General features: G+C 52.4%; 16 protein-coding genes and 4 tRNA genes. 4 read left to right on the top strand and 16 right to left on the bottom strand.

What is annotated here, in order from left to right:
- Positions 1 to 16: 16 nt before the first annotated feature.
- Positions 17 to 2,563 carry a class I adenylate cyclase gene (gene cyaA, locus NNO08_RS13385; protein WP_202039645.1) on the bottom strand — a complete coding sequence of 849 codons (2,547 nt, stop codon included), beginning with the start codon at positions 2,561 to 2,563 and terminating at the stop codon, positions 17 to 19.
- Between the two features lie 395 nt (positions 2,564 to 2,958).
- On the opposite strand from cyaA, the gene hemC reads away from it, so the two are divergent.
- From hemC to hemY, 4 genes are read left to right on the top strand one after another with little or no spacing between them, the layout of a single operon-like run.
- The gene (hemC, locus tag NNO08_RS13380; RefSeq protein WP_271441007.1) at positions 2,959 to 3,900 is read left to right on the top strand and encodes a hydroxymethylbilane synthase; all 942 of its coding nucleotides are present in this window, start codon (positions 2,959 to 2,961) and stop codon (positions 3,898 to 3,900) included.
- Complete coding sequence (hemD, locus tag NNO08_RS13375; protein ID WP_271456897.1) at positions 3,897 to 4,637, top strand: uroporphyrinogen-III synthase; 741 nt, start codon at positions 3,897 to 3,899, stop codon at positions 4,635 to 4,637. Before hemC ends, hemD begins: the two co-directional genes overlap by 4 nt.
- Positions 4,638 to 4,658: 21 nt before the next feature.
- Complete coding sequence (gene hemX / locus NNO08_RS13370) at positions 4,659 to 5,843, top strand: uroporphyrinogen-III C-methyltransferase (protein WP_271441005.1); 1,185 nt, start codon at positions 4,659 to 4,661, stop codon at positions 5,841 to 5,843.
- A 2-nt stretch (positions 5,844 to 5,845) separates the two neighbouring features.
- Positions 5,846 to 7,045 (top strand): protoheme IX biogenesis protein HemY, encoded by a 1,200-nt coding sequence (gene hemY / locus NNO08_RS13365; protein ID WP_271441037.1) that lies wholly within the window; start codon positions 5,846 to 5,848, stop codon positions 7,043 to 7,045.
- A 424-nt stretch (positions 7,046 to 7,469) separates the two neighbouring features.
- Here hemY and NNO08_RS13360 read toward each other — a convergent pair.
- The 15 genes from NNO08_RS13360 to wecB all read right to left on the bottom strand — a co-directional run bounded on the left by NNO08_RS13360 (position 7,470) and on the right by wecB (position 20,251).
- A tRNA-Pro gene (locus tag NNO08_RS13360) sits at positions 7,470 to 7,546 on the bottom strand.
- Between the two features lie 41 nt (positions 7,547 to 7,587).
- Positions 7,588 to 7,674: transfer RNA gene (locus tag NNO08_RS13355), tRNA-Leu, on the bottom strand.
- Positions 7,675 to 7,694: 20 nt separating this feature from the next.
- Positions 7,695 to 7,770: transfer RNA gene (locus NNO08_RS13350), tRNA-His, on the bottom strand.
- A 56-nt stretch (positions 7,771 to 7,826) separates the two neighbouring features.
- Positions 7,827 to 7,903 (bottom strand) — tRNA-Arg (locus NNO08_RS13345).
- 102 nt (positions 7,904 to 8,005) lie between these two features.
- On the bottom strand, positions 8,006 to 9,391 hold the full coding sequence (gene thrP / locus NNO08_RS13340) for a bifunctional threonine/serine APC transporter ThrP (protein ID WP_271449827.1): 1,386 nt from the start codon (positions 9,389 to 9,391) through the stop codon (positions 8,006 to 8,008).
- A 278-nt stretch (positions 9,392 to 9,669) separates the two neighbouring features.
- The gene (gene wecG / locus NNO08_RS13335; protein WP_271456896.1) at positions 9,670 to 10,410 is read right to left on the bottom strand and encodes a lipopolysaccharide N-acetylmannosaminouronosyltransferase; all 741 of its coding nucleotides are present in this window, start codon (positions 10,408 to 10,410) and stop codon (positions 9,670 to 9,672) included.
- Positions 10,410 to 11,765 carry an ECA oligosaccharide polymerase gene (gene wzyE / locus NNO08_RS13330; RefSeq protein WP_271456895.1) on the bottom strand — a complete coding sequence of 452 codons (1,356 nt, stop codon included), beginning with the start codon at positions 11,763 to 11,765 and terminating at the stop codon, positions 10,410 to 10,412. Before wzyE ends, wecG begins: the two co-directional genes overlap by 1 nt.
- Positions 11,762 to 12,841, bottom strand: coding sequence for a TDP-N-acetylfucosamine:lipid II N-acetylfucosaminyltransferase (locus NNO08_RS13325; RefSeq protein ID WP_271449829.1), 1,080 nt, complete (start codon positions 12,839 to 12,841; stop codon positions 11,762 to 11,764). The genes wzyE and NNO08_RS13325 overlap by 4 nt, the downstream gene beginning before the upstream one ends.
- Positions 12,838 to 14,088 (bottom strand): lipid III flippase WzxE, encoded by a 1,251-nt coding sequence (gene wzxE / locus NNO08_RS13320; RefSeq protein ID WP_271456894.1) that lies wholly within the window; start codon positions 14,086 to 14,088, stop codon positions 12,838 to 12,840. The genes NNO08_RS13325 and wzxE overlap by 4 nt, the downstream gene beginning before the upstream one ends.
- Position 14,089: 1 nt before the next feature.
- A complete protein-coding gene (gene rffA / locus NNO08_RS13315) occupies positions 14,090 to 15,220 on the bottom strand; it encodes a dTDP-4-amino-4,6-dideoxygalactose transaminase (protein WP_040230067.1) in 1,131 nt (376 codons plus the stop codon).
- 4 nt (positions 15,221 to 15,224) lie between these two features.
- Positions 15,225 to 15,902, bottom strand: a complete 678-nt coding sequence (rffC, locus tag NNO08_RS13310) for a dTDP-4-amino-4,6-dideoxy-D-galactose acyltransferase (RefSeq protein ID WP_271456893.1) — start codon at positions 15,900 to 15,902, stop codon at positions 15,225 to 15,227.
- On the bottom strand, positions 15,880 to 16,761 hold the full coding sequence (gene rfbA, locus NNO08_RS13305) for a glucose-1-phosphate thymidylyltransferase RfbA (RefSeq protein WP_271449832.1): 882 nt from the start codon (positions 16,759 to 16,761) through the stop codon (positions 15,880 to 15,882). Before rfbA ends, rffC begins: the two co-directional genes overlap by 23 nt.
- 33 nt (positions 16,762 to 16,794) lie before the next feature.
- Positions 16,795 to 17,862: a dTDP-glucose 4,6-dehydratase gene (gene rffG / locus NNO08_RS13300; protein ID WP_271440998.1), complete on the bottom strand. Its 1,068-nt coding sequence runs from the start codon at positions 17,860 to 17,862 to the stop codon at positions 16,795 to 16,797.
- Entirely contained in the window at positions 17,862 to 19,124 is a 1,263-nt protein-coding gene (wecC, locus tag NNO08_RS13295) for a UDP-N-acetyl-D-mannosamine dehydrogenase (RefSeq protein WP_271456892.1), read from the bottom strand. The genes rffG and wecC overlap by 1 nt, the downstream gene beginning before the upstream one ends.
- The gene (wecB, locus tag NNO08_RS13290) at positions 19,121 to 20,251 is read right to left on the bottom strand and encodes a non-hydrolyzing UDP-N-acetylglucosamine 2-epimerase (protein ID WP_271440996.1); all 1,131 of its coding nucleotides are present in this window, start codon (positions 20,249 to 20,251) and stop codon (positions 19,121 to 19,123) included. The genes wecC and wecB overlap by 4 nt, the downstream gene beginning before the upstream one ends.
- Positions 20,252 to 20,296 lie beyond the last annotated feature (45 nt).

Raw genomic sequence — 20,296 nt, 5'->3', positions numbered from 1 at the left:
ATCCGGGAAAGTTAACTCACGAGAAATACTGCTGCAACAGCGGCGTGTCGTTATCCTGACTGGTTTGTGGGACTGGACTAATCGGCTGGGTGCGGAACGGGATCACCTGCGCGCGCCCGTCAGTTTTCACAATCTGATAAAACTGCGGCAGGTTAAAGTTGATAAAACTGGAGCCGTAAGTGAAGCGATCGTGCGACGATGAATAGAAGCGGCTGACATCCCGCACCAGCTCTTCTTTACTGCCTTCACAGTGGTGATACACCTCGACACGGTTACTCTCGTCCAGAATGTAGATGTTAAAGCCCTGCTCATCACCCGTCTCTTCAAAAAAGAACTGAATGATCCCTTCGCTGGCAAAACCGTCCACCACCGACGGCAATTTCACATGGTTGGTCTCAACCTGAACGGAAAGACCGTGCAATTTGTTGTGCGAAATCGCGCCATAGAATTCAATGGCGTTTTCCAGTTTCTGCACCGAGACGTTCAGACGTTCGAAGAACAGGCCCCACGTCTGACCGGAAACACGCAGCGCTTTGAAGCGCCCAGTTTCCTGGCGCGTACTGGACAGGCGCAGTTCGATGCACTCAGACACCAGTTGCTGGACACGCGTGCGGATTAAACCACGCAAATGCTGGCTGTAACAGAACACGTCAACGCTATCCGGTGGCGCGGCATCCTGATGCATTTTGCCCAGAATCGTTTTTAACGCTTCAATCATCGCCTGCTCGCCGTTGAAGTGCAGGGTTCGCACTTCATTCCACGAGTTGCGATACAGCAGATCTACGCTACCCACCAGACAATTTTGCTCTTCGCCAAAGCTAAAGACATCCAGCTTACGGAAATCAAAATGCACGACCTGATTGCGGAACGCCGCCGTCGGGTCATATTCGAGGTTGACGATAATTGCCAGATGGCGAATTTCGCACGGGCTGTACAGCGCTTTCGGCGTTGGTGCCGGCAGACGCAGCGGGAAGTGGTGCGAGACATCGGCGACCATCTCCTGCAGCTTCGGCAAGTCGACAATACCGTTACCCTTAATAAACAAATGCGTACGCGATGTCAGCAGGCCGTTAAACCATGCCCACGCCACCAGCTTATTGAGATAGCGGTTATATTCCAGCGGCTGATGGCTGATGATCGAATCCATGTTAGGTGCGCGGTTGTAGAGATACCAACCCGAACGGTTGGCGCGACCTGGCGGCACGTGGATAAAGGTCAGATTGGGTTCTGAGAGATCCGGTGAGATCTGCGGGTTCACCAGCGTCACTTTGCCGGGCAAGGCTTCAAATGCGGCATACAGCTTACGGGTCAGCACGCCAATATCCTGCGGACTGGCGCTGACGCTAAGATTGTTGCGGCGCGCAAAACGAATCAAATTACGATAGCTCTGCATCATTGCATCGAGCAGTTCGTTGTGCGCTTCGCGTACCTGGTCAATTTTCCAGTTAGCGCGGTTATCCAGCATTGTCAGGCGGGCTTCATCCCAACCCCACTCTTGTACTAACTGACTTAACACTTCACGACGCCAGCCCACGCAGGCGCGTTCACGGCTCAGTTTCTCACAGACTTTTAAGTAGAAACATCGACGCACTAAATCAAGACGTGTTGGGTCCTCAATCGCAGTGAGGTACTCGGTTACACGTTCCAACATCATGCAGTATGGGTCGAGACCAAAAGAGACAATCTCGCCGTCGTGCAAGCGCTGTTTAATGTCTTTCGCCAACAGGCGTGGATTGGGGTATTCCCAGGAATAGGCTTCCAGCAGCAGCGTTTTCAGCACCGCTTTGTACGGGGAATCGATACTCTTGTACAACTGCCAGAGGCTGGCACCAAAGTACTCTTCGGCGGAAAGCGAACTGAGTCCACCCAGATCCAGCCATTCGTTTGGCGTTAACACCCCCTGCGCGTAGAGCGTCATGACGTAATCGTCGTAATGCTCTTCTTCATCACCAGGCACCATATTCCACAGAATACGCTTACCTGCGAGGCGCACAGCGGTGCGATAGAATTCATCAAGCAGCAGGATATGCTGCGTCGAGCCACAGTCTTCACCACCCAGACTGCCGCTTTCATTATGGCGGAAACGGTTTTCATCAATCAGGAAGAAACTGACTTCCACACCCAGCGAGGCGGCCCAACTTTCCAGCAGGCTGCATTTACGTTGCAGCAACTGCCGCTCTTCGCTATCCAGCCAGGATTGATGGCAGACCCAAATATCGAGGTCAGAGGAACAGCTTTGCCCTACGGAAGAGGTGCTGCCCATAGAGTAAACGCCGGTGATCGGCAGTTCGCCCTTTGGAGGGTCCTGCGGTGACATACCGCGGTACAGTTCCAGCTCATTCAGGTAGTGGCGTTGGGTTTCATCAGGCGTGTAAAAGCATATGCCTTTGGGAACGTTACCATCGAGGTAACCCGGCATCAGTGGGTGGTGGTAGTGCAATAATGTCGGCAGCAGACTGTATACCTGCTGGAAGGCAGGTCCCATGGCAGCAAGCGCGCGATCCACACGCAGTTGATTTATGGCATCCAGTCTCTGTTTCAGAGTCTCAATATAGAGGTACAAGACGTATCGCCTGATGTTGCTATCCATCATGTTGTCGATTGCTGCGGCGCAAGCGCTCATCAACAATCTTCAGCAATTCGGATAAACCGTATGTCAAAAATAACCGTTACCGTTTTTTCACCCCTATTTTTTTAGGGAGTGCAGCCGAAAAAATGGTCTAAAACGTGATCAATTTAACACCTTGCTCATTGACCGTAAAGAAAGATGCGCTACATACAAGTGTAGCACCGTTCGTTACGTGTAAATTCCTTCATACGGTCGGGAGGTTTCTCGTCATTAATCACTGCCAGTGATGATGCAGCGCCTTTTCCTCTCACTTACGTTTGAGCGTAACGCTGACATCCCTTTGATAAGGATGTTAGGATGGTCAATGATTGATAATGACGGTAACAAGCATGTTAGACAATGTTTTGAGAATTGCCACACGCCAAAGCCCCCTTGCGCTCTGGCAGGCACATTATGTCAAAGACGCCTTAATGGCAAACCACCCCGGTCTGGTCGTTGAACTGGTTCCCATGGTGACCCGTGGCGACGTGATTCTGGATACCCCACTGGCAAAAGTCGGGGGTAAGGGCTTGTTTGTTAAAGAGTTGGAAGTCGCGCTACTGGAAAAACGCGCAGATATCGCCGTGCATTCCATGAAGGATGTGCCGGTCGAATTTCCTGAAGGTCTTGGGCTGGTCACTATTTGCGAGCGTGAAGATCCGCGTGATGCTTTCGTCTCAAATAAATACAACACGCTGGATGAGCTGCCAGCAGGGAGCATCGTTGGAACGTCCAGCTTACGTCGCCAGTGCCAATTGGCAAAACAGCGCCCGGATCTCATCATCCGCTCGCTGCGCGGCAACGTAGGTACTCGCCTGAGCAAACTGGACAACGGTGACTACGACGCCATTATTCTGGCCGTCGCTGGATTAAAACGCTTAGGGCTGGAGTCACGAATCCGCGCAGCACTGGCACCAGAAGTGTCTCTGCCTGCGGTCGGACAAGGCGCTGTGGGTATCGAATGTCGACTCGACGATCAGCGCACTCAGGCACTGTTAGCGCCACTCAACCATGAAGAAACAGCCCTGCGCGTAAAAGCAGAACGTGCCATGAACACCCGCCTGGAAGGGGGATGCCAGGTTCCTATCGGCAGCTATGCGGAACTCATCAACGGTGAGATTTGGCTACGCGCGTTAGTCGGTGCGCCAGATGGTTCACAGATGGTATGTGGAGAACGTCGTGGCGCAGCGCAGGATGCGGAAAAAATGGGTATATCTCTGGCAGAAGAGCTGCTGGAAAACGGTGCACGCGCCATTCTGGCGGAAGTTTATAACGGAGATGCCCCCGCATGAGTATTCTGGTCACCCGCCCATCTCCCGCTGGGGAAGAGTTAGTGAGCCGTCTGCGCACACTGGGGCAGGTGGCCTGGAGTTTTCCGCTTATTGAGTTCGCGCCGGGCCGGGAACTGCCAACGCTGGCTCCCCGTCTTTCGGCGCTCACCGAAAACGATCTGGTTTTTGCTCTCTCACAGCACGCCGTGACCTTTGCCGATGCTCAACTTCAGCGGCAAGGGGTAAGTTGGTCCACTCTCCCGCGCTATTTTGCCATCGGCCGTACAACGGCGCTGGCGTTGCACACCGTGAGCGGATGCAATATTCACTATCCGTTGGATCGGGAAATTAGCGAAGTCTTGCTACAATTACCTGAATTACAAAATATTGCGGGAAAACGCGTGCTGATTTTACGTGGCAACGGCGGTCGGGAGTTGATCGGTGAAACCCTGATAACGCGCGGAGCCGATGTTGATTTTTGTGAATGTTATCAACGCAGTGCAAAACATTACGATGGCGCAGAGGAAGCGATGCGCTGGCAATCACGCGGTGTGAAAACAGTGGTTGTCACCAGCGGAGAGATGCTACAGCAGCTCTGGGCGCTTATTCCGCAGTGGTATCGTGAGCACTGGTTACTACGCTGTCGGCTGCTGGTCGTCAGTGAGCGTCTGGCGAACCTCGCCCGGGAACTGGGCTGGCAAGATATTAAGGTCGCTGATAACGCCGACAACGATGCGCTACTACGCGCATTACAATAACTCTCATAATGGGATGCCATAATGACGGAACAAGAAAAAACCTCCGCCGTGGTTGAAGAGACCAGGGAGGCCGTGGACACCACATCACAGCCAGTCAACAACACTGAAAAAAAGAGTAAGAACAGTACCGCACTAATTCTGAGCGCTGTGGCGATTGCTATTGCGCTGGCGGCAGGCGTGGGGCTGTATGGCTGGGGGAAGCAGCAGGCCACTACGCAGACAGCAACCAGTGATGCGCTGGCAAACCAGCTCATGGCGCTGCAAAAAGCGCAAGAAACCCAAAAGACTGAGCTGGAAGGAATTATTAAGCAGCAGGCAACACAGCTGGATGAAGCCAATCGCCAGCAGACTGCGCTGGCCAAACAGCTTGATGAGGTTCAGCAAAAAATCGCCACTATATCCGGAAGCGATGCCAAAACCTGGCTGCTGGCGCAGGCCGATTTTCTGGTGAAACTGGCGGGGCGTAAATTATGGAGCGATCAGGACGTTACCACCGCCGCAGCGTTACTGAAAAGCGCCGACGCCAGCCTGGCTGACATGAATGACCCCAGTTTAATTGCCGCTCGTCGCGCGATTACCGACGATATCGCCAGCCTCTCTGCGGTAACTCAGGTCGACTATGACGGCATTATCCTCAAGGTAAACCAGCTCGCTAACCAAATTGATAACCTGCGTCTGGCTGATAACGATACCGATGATTCACCGATGGATTCGGACAGCAGCGAGCTTTCCAGCTCCATTAGCGAATGGCGCGTCAATCTACAAAAAAGCTGGCAGAACTTTATGGACAGCTTTATCACCATTCGCCGTCGTGATGAAACCGCCGTCCCGCTACTGGCGCCAAACCAGGATGTTTACTTACGTGAGAACATCCGCTCACGCCTGCTCGTAGCGGCGCAAGCCGTACCTCGCCATCAGGAAGAAACATACCGCCAGGCGCTGGAAAATGTCTCCACGTGGGTTCGCGCCTATTACGACACTGACGATGCAGCGACAAAAGCGTTCCTTGAAGAGGTCGATCAACTGAGCCAGCAAAGCATCAGCATGGACGTACCGGAAACACTTCAGAGCCAGGCTGTTCTTGAGAAGCTAATGCAGACTCGCGTGCGTAATTTGCTGGCCCAGCCATCCACATCACCGGCTGAAGCCGCACCTGCACCAGTACCTCAGGCAGATGCTCCGGCAACCGCGCCGCAGGGAGAATAATGATGCTAAAAGTATTATTACTCTTTGTGCTGTTGATCGCCGGGATCGTCGTTGGTCCGATGATTGCTGGTCATCAGGGTTATGTTCTGATCCAGACGGATAACTACAACATCGAAACCAGCGTGACAGGTCTGGTGATCATTCTGATCGTCGCAATGGTTATTCTTTTTGCGATTGAGTGGCTGCTGCGCCGTATATTCCGTACTGGTGCGCATACCCGCGGCTGGTTTGTGGGGCGTAAACGCCGTCGTGCGCGCAAGCAGACCGAGCAGGCGCTGCTTAAACTGGCAGAAGGCGACTATCAGCAGGTTGAAAAGCTGATGTCAAAAAATGCCGATCACGCAGAACAACCGGTGGTGAATTACCTTCTGGCGGCAGAAGCGGCTCAGCAGCGTGGTGATGAAGCTCGCGCTAATCAACACCTTGAACGCGCAGCCGAACTCGCCGGAAATGATACGATCCCGGTCGAAATCGCCCGTGTTCGTTTGCAGCTGGCCCGTAATGAAAACCATGCCGCGCGCCACAGTGTAGACAAACTGCTGGAAGTGACGCCACGCCATCCGGAAGTCTTGCGCCTGGCTGAACAGGCTTACATTCGCACCGGTGCGTGGAGTTCTTTGCTGGATATCATTCCATCAATGGCGAAAGCGCATGTGGGTGATGAAGAACACCGTGCGATGCTGGAACAGCAGGCATGGGTGGGTCTGATGGATCAGGTTCGCGCCGATCAGGGCAGCGAGGGATTACGCGCATGGTGGAAAAATCAGAGCCGTAAGACTCGTCAGCAGGTTGCCCTACAGGTGGCGATGGCAGAACATCTGATTGAGTGTGACGATCACGATACGGCACAGCAAATCATCATCGATGGTCTGAAACGTCAGTATGACGACCGCCTGGTGCTGCCGATCCCACGTCTGAAAACCAACAACCCGGAACAGATAGAAAAAGTGCTGCGCCAGCAAATTAAAGTGGTGGGCGACCGCCCACTGCTGTGGAGTACGCTTGGTCAGTCATTGATGAAGCACGGTGAATGGCAGGAAGCTACGCTCGCCTTCCGTGCCGCGCTTAAACAACGCCCGGATGCATACGACTACGCCTGGCTTGCTGACGCGCTGGACAGACTACATCAGCCGGAAGAGGCCGCAACAATGCGTCGTGATGGCCTGATGTTGACGCTGCAGAACAACAATCCCCCGCAGTAATTCTCCCTTGCCCGGTAGCGCTTCGCTTACCGGGCCTACCGCATACACAAAATCATTCCGGACGGATATGCATAAAAAAACGCCCGCTCTTTTGGAGCAGGCGCTAAACAGGTCTGTATGACAACATAAATGGGTGCTTCACTCAACGTTATGTCCATGGTGTTTGATGAAGCTAAAGCGACATCTGTCAGTGGACGATAAGCACCGTAAACGGCTCTGCATCATTCCTGAGTTTATGAGGCCTGATGGCGAACATAAGAGATGGAATGAGCATCTACACGCATATTATTACACAGCGTATGTGGTGATTGCACTGTAAAAACCAGGGATTGCGGCTTTTTAAGACTTCATGACATTTGGGGGAGAAGAGGTACAAAAGTGAGGAACAGAAAACAAAAAACCCCGCCGAAGCGGGGTTCAAAATTGGTCGGCGAGAGAGGATTCGAACCTCCGACCCACTGGTCCCAAACCAGTTGCGCTACCAAGCTGCGCTACTCGCCGTTTTACTGCTTTTTGAATTTTTAGTTCAATTCTTTAAGTCGTGGTGCGAGGGGGGGGACTTGAACCCCCACGTCCGTAAGAACACTAACACCTGAAGCTAGCGCGTCTACCAATTCCGCCACCTTCGCATTTCACAACTTTAAATTAATGGGGTGGCTAATGGGATTCGAACCCACGACAACTGGAATCACAATCCAGGGCTCTACCAACTGAGCTATAGCCACCACTGCAAATCTTTTACGCGGTATTAAAACCACCGCAGCTCTGGCACCCTACTAAATGGTGCGCCCGACAGGATTCGAACCTGAGACCTCTGCCTCCGGAGGGCAGCGCTCTATCCAGCTGAGCTACGGGCGCTTAGCGCCGTTGCGGGGCTGGATATTACGGAGGTCTCGGTCTGCTGTCTAGTGCTTTTTTAAAATAAATTATCGTTTGGTCACGCTTTGTGCGTTTTGTCGCTTATTCCTCCAGTTTTTGGGCTACACCATGGCGATTCAGGCCAAAAACCTTATAAATGAGCGTTACTGCCAACAGGAAGCCAATGCCAACAAAAAGCGACATTCGGGTATCTTCATTAAAGTACATCCCAATTAATACGCAAATCAGGAATGCCATCGTCAAATAATTCGCCCACGGGAACAGAATGGAACGGAACGGATGGCTGGCTATCGCTTCCTTATGTGCCTGACGGAAACGCAACTGGCTTATCAGGATCACAAACCACGGAACCATGCCCGGCAACACGCTGGCGCTATAGACATAAACGAACACCCGCTGCGGATTGGGAATGATGTAGTTCAGGCACGAGCCAATCAGCAGGATCACGATAGAAATCGCCACACCAGCGACTGGCACTCCGTGACGAGAGACTTTTCCGACGGCGGCAGGTAATTGGCGGTTCTTTGCCAGCGCATAGAGCATACGGCCACAGCTGTACATCCCGCTGTTACAGCCAGATAGCGCGGCCGTCAGGACCACAAAGTTGATAATCCCAGCGGCTGCCGTAATACCAATCTTGGCAAAAGTGAGAACGAACGGGCTGCCGTTACTACCAATCTCATTCCACGGGAAGATAGTGACGATAACAAAAATCGCACCTACGTAGAAAATCAGAATACGCCACAGAACCTTACCCACGGCGCTACGTAGCGTGACCTGCGGGTTTTTAGCCTCACCTGCCGTGATGCCGATAAGCTCCACGCCCTGATAGGAAGCAACAACAATACACAGTGCTGTCAGGAACCCTTTCCAGCCCCCCGCGAAGAAGCCGCCATGCTCGGTCAAATTGCCAAAGCCAATCGCCTGACCACCATTACCAAAACCGAAGAAAATAACCCCTACGCCAATGACAATCATCACAATGATGGTGGTCACTTTAATCATGGCAAACCAGAATTCGATTTCACCATACAAGCGAACTGCTGCCAGGTTTGCCAGCGCTACCAGACCCACCGCAATCAACGCGGGTATCCATTGCGCCATTTCCGGGAACCAGAACTGCACGTAGACCCCAATGGCGGTAATCTCCGAGATCCCCACCGCCATCCACATAAACCAATATGACCATGCGGTAAGATAGCCAAAGAAGGGACTCATATAACGGTGAGCGTAAACGGCGAATGAGCCAGTGACCGGCTCCAGGAACAACATCTCCCCCATGGAACGCATGATGAAGAAGACGAACAGCCCAGCGACGATATACGCCAGCAGAACCGATGGTCCAGCCCATTTCAGGGTACTGGCAGCCCCCATAAACAGTCCGACACCAATGGTCCCCCCAAGGGCTATCAATTCGATATGACGAGCCTCCAGCCCACGCTGTAGCTCAGATTTATTCTCTGCCATAGATCCTCTTGTTGTGATTGCATTGTTTCCGGTATTTCCGGTTATCGTTATGGGTACATCGTTTTTTTGCCATAACAGGCCATTCAGCACCGACCGCTTACGGTTGGCACCAAAAACACCACGGCACTGCAATGATTGTTGCGAATGGTTTCTTAAAATCATCTAAATGGCAATTAAAGCATTCAAAAAATGAATAGATTGTGCGAGAAAGCAGCGATTATGTTGTGAATAAGTAGCGCGTTTAGCATAACGCGCTACTGAACAACGCAGAGGTGATGTCAGAGATTGCCGGTATAGTGCCAGCGGAGATAACGTAATAAACGAAGTTGGCGGGTGATACGACTCGGTTGCAGCAGCAAGCGATACAGCCACTCCAATCCCAGGCTCTGCCAGAATTTGGGCGCGCGCTTTACATGCCCGGTAAACACATCGTAGGTGCCGCCCACGCCCATATACAGCGCATTCGGATGGACCTGGCGGCAATCACGCATAAAAATTTCTTGTTTCGGCGATCCCATCGCCACGGTAACAAGCTGTGCGCCGCTGGCATGAATACGCTCAAACAGCGCCTGACGCTGATCGGCGGTAAAATAGCCGTCCTGACTGCCAACAATATTGACGTGCCATTGTGCGCGCAGTTTTGCCTCTGTTTGTGTCAGAACATCAGGCTTACCGCCAACCAGGAATACGGGCGTTCCTTCCTTCCCGGCGCGTGCCATCAGCGCTTCCCAGAGATCGGCCCCGGCCACACGTGATACCTGCGCCTGTGGGAATTTTTTGCACACGGAACGCACCACGCTGATCCCATCCGCATATTTAAACTCAGCGGCCTCGATCAACGTCCGAACCTCTGGGTTATCCTCCGCTGTCAGCATTTTCTCGGCGTTAATTGCTACCAGCGTCCCCTGCCTGAGGCGTCCCTCAGCAAACAGGTAATTCAGCGCATGCTGCATATCGCGCCAGCCAATCAGTTCTAATCCGCGCAGTGAATACAGCGGCGCAGTTGTGTTATCTGTCATTACGATCCTTCAACCTGTGTCCGGGGCACCGACTTTATTCGTTTATGGATGAGTCCCGCACTATCAAACAGCCAGTACAACAATTTTGCCACCAACAGACAGACGCCGAAAATCACGAGGAAAAAGACAACTCGCGAGACAAACGAATCTAACCCTTCACGTGCCAAAACGATCATATTAAAAATGGCGCCGAAACAGAAACTGTGAAAAATCGCTGACTTATAGCGATTAGTCTCCCGGTTACCTAATTCATACAACCAGTCGAACCATTTAATAATTAGGCCGACCACAATCGCACCTAACGGTATAAACAAGGCACCGCCCATCACCACCAGCGAACCAATCAGCGTCGGGGAGATAGCCAGGCCCGAGTGGTTGTTCAGCACTTCCCAGGTAAAATAGTTCGCGGAATTGAGCACAATGCTCGGTCGGCCCGGCCACAGCCAGGACGGTATAAAGACGTAGAAATCACGGACGATAGGCGCCAGCCCCTGAAACTCAATATTGTGGTAATTTTGCAGCAATAGCGCCAAATTCTCCCACGGCGAGAAGGTATCGCGCGTGAGGTACAGGAAAGTATAGAACGCCTCATCACCGCTGACGTTCATCCCGTAGCGCTTCAGCGCCAGCCAGAACATCCCGACAATACCCAGTACACCCGCGGCGGCCAGCATCCATAGTGAAATCCAGCCACGAATAATGCCGATAAACAGGAAAATGGCAAACGCGATAATAATATTGGCGCGGGTTCCGCCAACAATCATGTACGTCAGCAACCCAAATGCAACGGTACTGACCAGGAAGAACAGCCACGCTTTGCTGTCCTGACGCAGGAAGTAGACCACCAGCATCGCCGGAATGAAGAAGTAGAAGAAGCGTTTCAGAGCCACTCCGGATACTTCACTGGAGAAAATCTGGCTATAGGATTGCAGCCTGAATAGCAGGAAACCGTTGTGCATAAAGAAAATGCCCACGCTCACCAGCGCAATCGCCATCAGGATAATCCAGGTCAAATGAGCTTCAACGCGATTGATGGTAAACAGCGGTTTGCGCGTTCTCTCCAGGCTCCGTTTACGCAGGCGTGTTTTATAGGTCACATAGTACACCGCGTAGAAACAGGCAGCAGACAGCAACGCCTGCAGCAGAATTTCCGGCGGGGCCACCGCCACATCAAAGCGAAAGACCAGCACGCTGGTTAACGGAAAACCAAAGAAAAACGTCAATAAAAACAGCAATGAAAAGAAGACATTGAAGTTAAACCGCACGCGTCGGAATTCAAACCAGGTCAGCGTGGCGATAAACAAAGTAGAGAGTAGCCACACCACCAGCAGACCGCTGAATTGCATCAGACTCATACGGTTTCTCCTGAGGCAATGCGCAGCGCGTTATGCCACGGTTGCAGATAATTCGGGCTAAAGAAAGTAATTGCACTTTTATCAACCGATGCCAGCTGGCGCTGCGCTTCGCGTACAATACCTTCATTGAGTACATCTGTCGTAAACAGAACCGGGATATTTTGCTCTGCCATATCCTGCCAGAATGGGTTTTCACGGTTGAGCACGCACGGAATCCCCGCCTGAATCAGCAGACACAATGTACCAATCCCCTGTTGACGGGCAAAAATAAAGTAACCCAGATCGCACTGACGCAGTAGCGCCAGATAGTCATCAAATTCCAGCTTTTCGCTGAGAATTTGCAGATTATCGGCGCTAAATAACGCCAGGCCTGCCTGGCGTACTTCATCAATATAGCCTGCATTATTTGCCGGGTAACCCATTGGCACAATCACATTCACCGTATCACCAAACTGCTGATGAACAGCGCGTAGCGCGGCTACATGCTCATTACTGCGATCGCCAGAGTTTCCGACCAGGATCGTCATTTTCCCGCGTCGCAGGCGCTCATTACTCATATTGTTCAGCGATGGATCCATACGCGTTGGGAAATAGAGCAATTCCCCACGTACACGCGGATGCTGCTCAGCGAAATAGCTCAGATCGCCTCGCGTGGCAAAGACACATCCCACGCGGTTTTGCGCTATTCGACGAATTGGGTAAAACAGACGGAATTTCAGCCCACTGGAGACTTCATACAGATCGGCACCCCAAATATGCCAGTAAAACTGCTCAGGTTTAATGCCCCCGCTCAGCAATGCCAGCCACAGGCTAGTATTGAACTGCCCATGAAAGAAGAAACGCTGCTGGCGATCCATCTTAGCTTTGGCGATAACGGCCTCTGCCAGCGCCTTTTTTCCGCCGTAGAAACTCAGTGATAACGCCGGGTAGCTCTCGCTTAATCCCGTATCCTGACCAGCAACCATAAACACGCGCGCGTGCTCACTTGTTACAGCCAACGCGTCGTTGAAGAACCGCAGCACGGTTTGGTTATGGTGAGGGATATCCGATCCCAGAACGTGAATCAGTACAGTCATACCCGCCTACGCCAGAGTAAAAACACGCAACAACAAAGAGAAAAATAGACGATGTACGTTGCCATATAGGCCTGTGCCGCGCCGAGAGCACCGTGCGCGGGGATCAACCAGTGGGCAAATGCCGTCAACAAAATGAACTGGCTAATTTCGGCCAGAATATAAAAACGCAGCGAGGCCTTCGCGATCACCAGATAGCCAAATACGTAGGCACCCACTTTCAGAACATCCCCCACCAATTGCCAGGCAAATAAATCACGCATAGCGGTGAATTTAGCGGAGAAAAGCAGCCAGATAGCAAAATCACGTAACAGCCAGACGGTAAAACTCGCGGCGGCAACCGCCGGCAATACAAATTTCAGCGACTTGATAACTTCACGCGCGATGTCGCGCTTTTCAGTCAGGCGAGACAGTGTTGGCAGTAGATACACACTGAATGAAGCAGTAATAAATTGCAGGTACGCATCAGAGATACTGCTCACCCCCTGCCAGATCCCCACGTCATCCCAGCTGTATTGCGCCGCCAATAGGTTTCGCATCATCACATACGCCACTGGTAGCGTCACAGAGGTAATGAGCGCCATCAACGTAAACTTGCTGAGTTGCCCTGCCAGGCCGTTGTCCCACGAGGGCTTCAGGTAATGCAGGGGGATCACCCCGCGCTTAATCAGCATAATAGCGGCAGGGATAACGACCAACGCAGGTACCAGCGCCAGGCCCAGCAAGGCACCTTCGTATCCGCCCAACCGATAGCAGCCGTAGTAGGCCACGACGCCGACCAGGCTACCCACAATCAGCGACAGCGCGTTTCCCGCCGCATCGCGAAAGCCCTTCATCAACGCCAGCAACAGGTTTGCCCAGGCAATCCCCATCTGTACCAGCGCAACCAGCCGTACCAACCCCTGAAAATGGGTATGACCAAACAATCCCTGACTGATAGGCGCGGCCGCCAGCAGAAAAATCGCCGCCATCAGCGTAGAGAATCCCAGCACCATTGCGGATGATGTCCCCACCACCTTACGCAACCGCGCCGGATCATCATGGTGCTGCGCAACGTATTTCGTGACGCCGTTGAAAATCCCAGCGCCCGCCAACACGCCAAGCACGGTGACCATCTGGCGGAAGTTTCCCGCCTGGCCCACACCCGCAGGGCCGAAAGAGACCGCCAGCAGTTTTACCACCAACAAACCCGCACCAATTTTTACCAGCGTACTGGTAGCCGTCCACAAGGACGCTTTAGCCAGCGACATATCAGGAAAAGTAGTTGAGTAAGGTCGTAATCACTGTGCGCTGGTTAACCGGCGACAGGTTGTAAAACAGCGGCAGACGCAACAGACGTTCACTTTCTTTGGTGGTATAACGATCGACTCCGGAAAACACACCAAATTTATCGCCAGCCGGACAATCATGCAGCGGAATATAATGGAATACCGCCATAATTTCGGCTTCTTTCAGGAAGTTAATCAACGCCGTGCGATCATCAATATCACGCAGCTTGATATAAAACATATGGGCATTCTGCGCACAACCTTCCGGGATGACGGGTAAATCAATGCGCCCGGCGCGCGCCAGCGGTTCGAGGGCATCATAATAATTCTGCCACAGTACCAGTCGCTGATGATTAATACGCTCTGCCGCTTCCAGTTGCGCCCACAGATAGGCAGCCTGGAGATCGGACATCAAATAACTGGAGCCAATATCACGCCAGGTATATTTATCAACCTGACCGCGGAAAAATTGACTGCGATTCGTCCCCTTTTCACGGATGATTTCTGCACGTTCAACTAATTTACGGTCGTTGATCAGCGTCGCCCCGCCTTCACCGCCTGCGGTATAGTTTTTGGTCTCATGGAAGCTAAAGCAGCCAATATGCCCAATGGTCCCCAGCGCACGGCCTTTGTAGGTCGACATTACGCCCTGAGCAGCATCTTCCACCACGAACAGGTTGTACTGTGACGCCAACGCCATAATGGTATCCATTTCACAGGCAACCCCGGCGTAGTGCACCGGCACAATAGCGCGGGTTTTCTCGGTAATCGCCGCTTCAATCAGCGTTTCATCAATGTTCATGGTATCCGGGTGGATATCGACAAAGACGATTTTTGCGCCACGCAGCACGAATGCGTTCGCGGTAGAAACGAATGTATAACTGGGCATGATGACTTCATCGCCGGGCTGGATGTCCAGCAATAATGCCGCCATCTCCAGTGATGCGGTACAGGAAGGCGTCAGCAGCACTTTCTCACTGCCAAAATGCTGCTCCAGCCATTGCTGGCAACGACGGGTAAAACCACCATCGCCACACAGCTTACCGCTGCTCATCGCTGACTGCATGTATTCAAGCTCGGTTCCCACCACCGGCGGCGCGTTAAATGGAATCATTTTGTCACCTGTATAACCAGTACGCGGTGCTTTCCACATTTGCACCACTCTGTATATAACGTTTAAGCGCGGCGGTGTTGCCCATCTGGGTCGCCACCCGCAATGTTGTTTTACCGCGAGCCTGCGCCCAGCAAAGCGCAGCCTGCATGAGTTCTGCACCCGCACCACGACCAGCCAGCAGGCCAATACGTGCATCAGTATCATTGACTTCACGTAGTGAGACATAACCGCGAATCCCACCAGTCTGTGTGCGAAAAATGAGGCACTGATGATCGAATGTGCCCAGCACAGCGTTTTCTATCCACTGTGCATAAAAACGCGCACTGGCCTCCACGGGATACCACGGTGCGCGGAAACGACTTTGGGCGAACGCCTCTCCCGCCAGTTGACGCAGCAGCGGAATATCCGCAGCTTGTGCCACCTGAGCACCGGGATTTTCACGGGCACACGTAACCGGCAGAACAAAGTCCATTTCACCTTCTACCAGTGAAAAACCCAGCTGCTGTAAAGCATCTATTTCATTCGTATTTGCAGCATGAATTTTTGCCTGCACCCGGTCCCAGCGCTGTAAGACTTCTGCGGTCAGGATCGGTGCATGCGGGTCAAACCGTACGATGGCGCTATTCACACCAAAGAACGTATTTTCCCAATCCAGAGACTCAATACTGGCGCGGACGGGCACGGAGAAGCTCCAGCAAATATTGGCCGTAGCCTGTTTTAGCCAGCGAGCTGGCGGCACGTCTTACGCCTTCATCATCCAGCCAGCCATTACGCCATGCGATCTCTTCCAGACAGGCGATTTTAAAGCCCTGACGTTTCTCTACCGTCTGCACAAAAGTGCTCGCTTCAATCAGACTGTCGTGCGTACCGGTATCCAGCCAGGCAAAGCCACGGCCAAGCAATTCAACGGTCAGATTGCCATCGTCAAGGTACATCTGGTTAATGGAGGTAATTTCCAGTTCCCCACGCTCAGAAGGTTTCACACGCTTTGCGTATTCCACTACCTTGCTGTCGTAGAAATAGAGTCCTGTCACCGCCCAGTTTGATTTTGGTTCTTTCGGCTTCTCTTCCAGCGAGACTGCCCGAAAATTGTCATCGAACTCCACCACACCGAAACGCTCAGGATCCATCACCTGATAGCCAAATACTGTCGCACCTGCCGTGCGGGCGGCAACGTGGCGTAATTTTGGACTAAATCCCTGGCCAAAGAAGATATTGTCCCCAAGCACCAGACATGACGGTTCGCCGTTAAGGAACGTTTCACCAATAATGAACGCCTGTGCTAAACCATCCGGACTGGGCTGCTCCGCATAGTGCAATTCAATACCGAACTCAGAGCCATCCCCCAGCAAACGCTGGAAATACCCTTTATCTTCCGGTGTGGTAATAATTAGGATCTCGCGAATTCCCGCCAGCATCAGTACCGATAGCGGGTAATAGATCATAGGCTTATCGTAAATAGGCAATAACTGCTTCGATACGCCGCGCGTAATGGGGTACAGGCGAGTACCTGAGCCACCAGCCAGAATGATACCTTTCATATGATCCCTCCTCCGGGCGCCAAAACCAGGCTGTTAGCCCTTCAGACCCAAACGCTCACCCTGGTAACTGCCATCCTGCACGGGTTTCCACCAGGCCTCATTTGCCAGATACCATTGCACGGTTTTGCGCATCCCACTTTCAAACGTTTCCTGCGGCACCCAGCCAAGTTCACGCGCAATTTTTGACGCATCAATGGCATAGCGCAAATCATGACCGGGGCGATCGTCAACATAAGTGATCAATTCACGATACCGCATGACACCTCGTGGTTTTTGCGGCGCCAGTTCTTCCAACAAGCTGCAAATCGTTTCGACCACGTCCAGGTTTTTACGCTCATTATGACCACCAATATTATAGGTCTCGCCAACTGCACCTGTTGTCGCGACGCAATAGAGCGCCCGGGCATGATCTTCCACATACAGCCAGTCACGAATCTGCTGTCCGTTGCCGTACACCGGTAGAGGTTTTCCCGCCAGTGCATTGAGTATCATCAGCGGGATCAGTTTTTCCGGGAAATGGTAGGGGCCATAATTGTTGGAGCAGTTAGTTATTAACGTTGGCAGCCCGTAGGTGCGCAACCAGGCACGCACCAGATGATCGCTACTGGCCTTTGACGCGGAATAAGGACTACTCGGTGCATACGGCGTCGTTTCGGTAAAGAAATCATCCGTAGAATGCAGGTCGCCATACACCTCGTCGGTTGATATATGGTGGAAACGAAACGCCTGCTTTTTATCATCGGTTAACACATTCCAGTATGCGCGAGCGGCTTCCAGCAACGTGTAGGTCCCGACAATATTGGTTTCAATAAATGCGGCGGGGCCATCGATAGAACGATCAACATGACTTTCTGCCGCCAGATGCATCACGCAATCCGGCTGATACTGTTGAAACACGTTGTCGAGCGCTACGCGATCGCAGATATCCACGTGTTCAAAGGCAAAACGGGCATTCTGTGCAACCGGCGTCAGCGACATCAGGTTTCCGGCATAGGTTAACTTATCAACCACTACCACGGCATCCCGAGTCTCATTAATGATGTGACGCACAACCGCTGAGCCAATAAATCCTGCACCACCGGTAACCAGAATTCGTTTCATTAGCGCCAGACTCCTTTGGTATCAACCACATATTGCTGGTGAACCGCATCGCCTTTAATCGCTTTAAATTCATTATGGTCAACCAGCATCACCAGCACATCGGCACTTGCCAACGCAGCATCCAGTTTCGCCAGTTGACACAGGCCATCAAGTTTTTTCGGTAACTGATGGATATTCGGTTCAACCACCCACGTCTCGCCGCTGTGCCAGCGTGCGATACTTTGCGCCACCCCCATTGCCGGGCTTTCACGTAAATCATCAATATTCGGTTTGAACGCCAGACCAAAACAGGCAATTTTTACTTCGCTGGCACGTTTATTGGTCTCCGCCAGACAATCTGCTACAGCGGCTTTTACCCGATCGACAACCCAATGAGGCTTACTATCATTTACCTCGCGCGCGGTGCGGATCAATCTCGCCTGCTGCGGGTTCTGCGCCACAATAAACCACGGGTCGACCGCGATACAGTGTCCGCCAACGCCAGGTCCAGGCTGCAAAATATTAACCCGCGGGTGGCGGTTTGCCAGACGGATCAGTTCCCAAACGTTAATCCCCTGATCGGCGCAAATCAGCGACAGTTCATTAGCAAAGGCGATATTGACGTCACGGAAGCTGTTTTCGGTCAACTTACACATTTCTGCGGTGCGGGCGTTAGTCACCACGCATTCACCTTCGAGGAAGATGTTGTACAGTTCGCTGGCACGCGTAGAACAGACGGGGGTCATTCCGCCAATCACACGGTCATTTTTAATCAGTTCAACCATCACCTGGCCTGGCAGCACGCGCTCCGGACAATAAGCAATGTTCACGTCAGCCTGTTCCCCCGCCTGCTGCGGGAAAGTCAGGTCAGGGCGCATTTCTGCAAGCCATGCTGCCATCTGTTCCGTTGCCCCGACGGGTGACGTCGATTCAAGGATCACCAACGCCCCTTTTTTCAACACCGGTGCAAGCGACTTCGCTGCGGCTTCAACATAGACCATATCGGGTTCATGCTCCCCCTTGAAGGGGGTCGGCACAGCAATCAGATAAGCGTCTGCTTCGACGGGTGCCGTAACCGCACGCAGAAAGCCATTTTCGACAGCCGTTTTCACCACAGCACCCAAATCGGGTTCGACGATGTGGATTTCACCGCGGTTAATGGTATCCACCGCATGTTGATTTACATCTACGCCAATAACATGTTTTTGACGGGAAGCAAAAGCGGCCGCCGTTGGCAGTCCGATATAACCCAGCCCAATGACAGAAATGGTCGTAAAACTCATAGCGATATCCGATTATTTTTTAACGCGTGTAAAATTCGGCCACACGCCTGCCCATCACCATACGGATTATGGGCGCGGCTCATGGTCTGATATTCATTTTCGTCATGCAGCAAGCGCGTGACTTCTGCCACAATCCGCTGAGGGTCAGTCCCAACCAGACGTACTGTGCCTGCGGTAATAGCTTCTGGCCGTTCCGTTGTTTCGCGCATCACCAACACAGGTTTGCCCAGAGAAGGGGCTTCCTCCTGAATCCCGCCAGAATCGGTAAGGATAAGCCAGGCATGATTCATCAGCCAGACGAATGGCAGATAGTCCTGCGGTTCAATTAGCATCACGTTATCAACGTGACCCAAAATACGATTCACCGGCTCGCTAACGTTGGGGTTCAGGTGTACCGGATAGACAATCTGTACATCCTGATTAGCCGCGGCAATTTCCGCCAGAGCATGGCAGATTTGCTCAAAACCGCGACCAAAGCTTTCCCGACGATGACCGGTCACCAGGATCATCTTTTTATCAGCATCCAGGAAAGGATAGCGCTCAGCCAGTTCAGCACGCAGCGCTTCATTTCCCAGTACACGATCGCGAACCCAGATCAACGCATCAATAACCGTATTCCCCGTGACAAAAATACGATCATCCGGAATGGTTTCACGCAGCAGGTTTTGGCGTGAATTTTCAGTTGGGGAAAAGTGATACATTGCCAGGCGCCCGGTCAGTGTACGGTTTGCCTCTTCCGGCCAGGGAGAATAGAGATCGCCCGTTCGCAACCCAGCCTCAACATGTCCCACCGGAATACGCTGATAAAACGCGGCCAGACTGGTAGCAAGCGTTGTTGTTGTATCACCGTGGACTAGCACCACATCAGGTTTGAACTCAGCGAGGATTGGCTTTAATCCTTCCAGAATTCGACAGGTAATTTCTGTCAGTCCCTGACCTGGCTGCATAATATTGAGATCGTAGTCAGGTACGATGGAAAAGAGGTGCAATACCTGATCGAGCATCTCCCGATGCTGTGCGGTGACGCAAACTTTCGCGTCGAAATCAGGATCTTTAGCCAGCGCATGAACCAGAGGAGCCATCTTAATGGCCTCCGGTCGCGTACCAAATACAGTCAGTACTTTCACATCGATTCTCTTCGGATTGGCAGTGAGAGCCCAGCCCCTCACTGC

Source organism: Citrobacter sp. Igbk 17 (genome assembly GCF_028069775.1).
Taxonomy (GTDB): domain Bacteria; phylum Pseudomonadota; class Gammaproteobacteria; order Enterobacterales; family Enterobacteriaceae; genus Citrobacter.
Note: the sequence above shows the minus strand (reverse complement) of the source record. Positions and strands in the feature narration are given on the sequence as shown.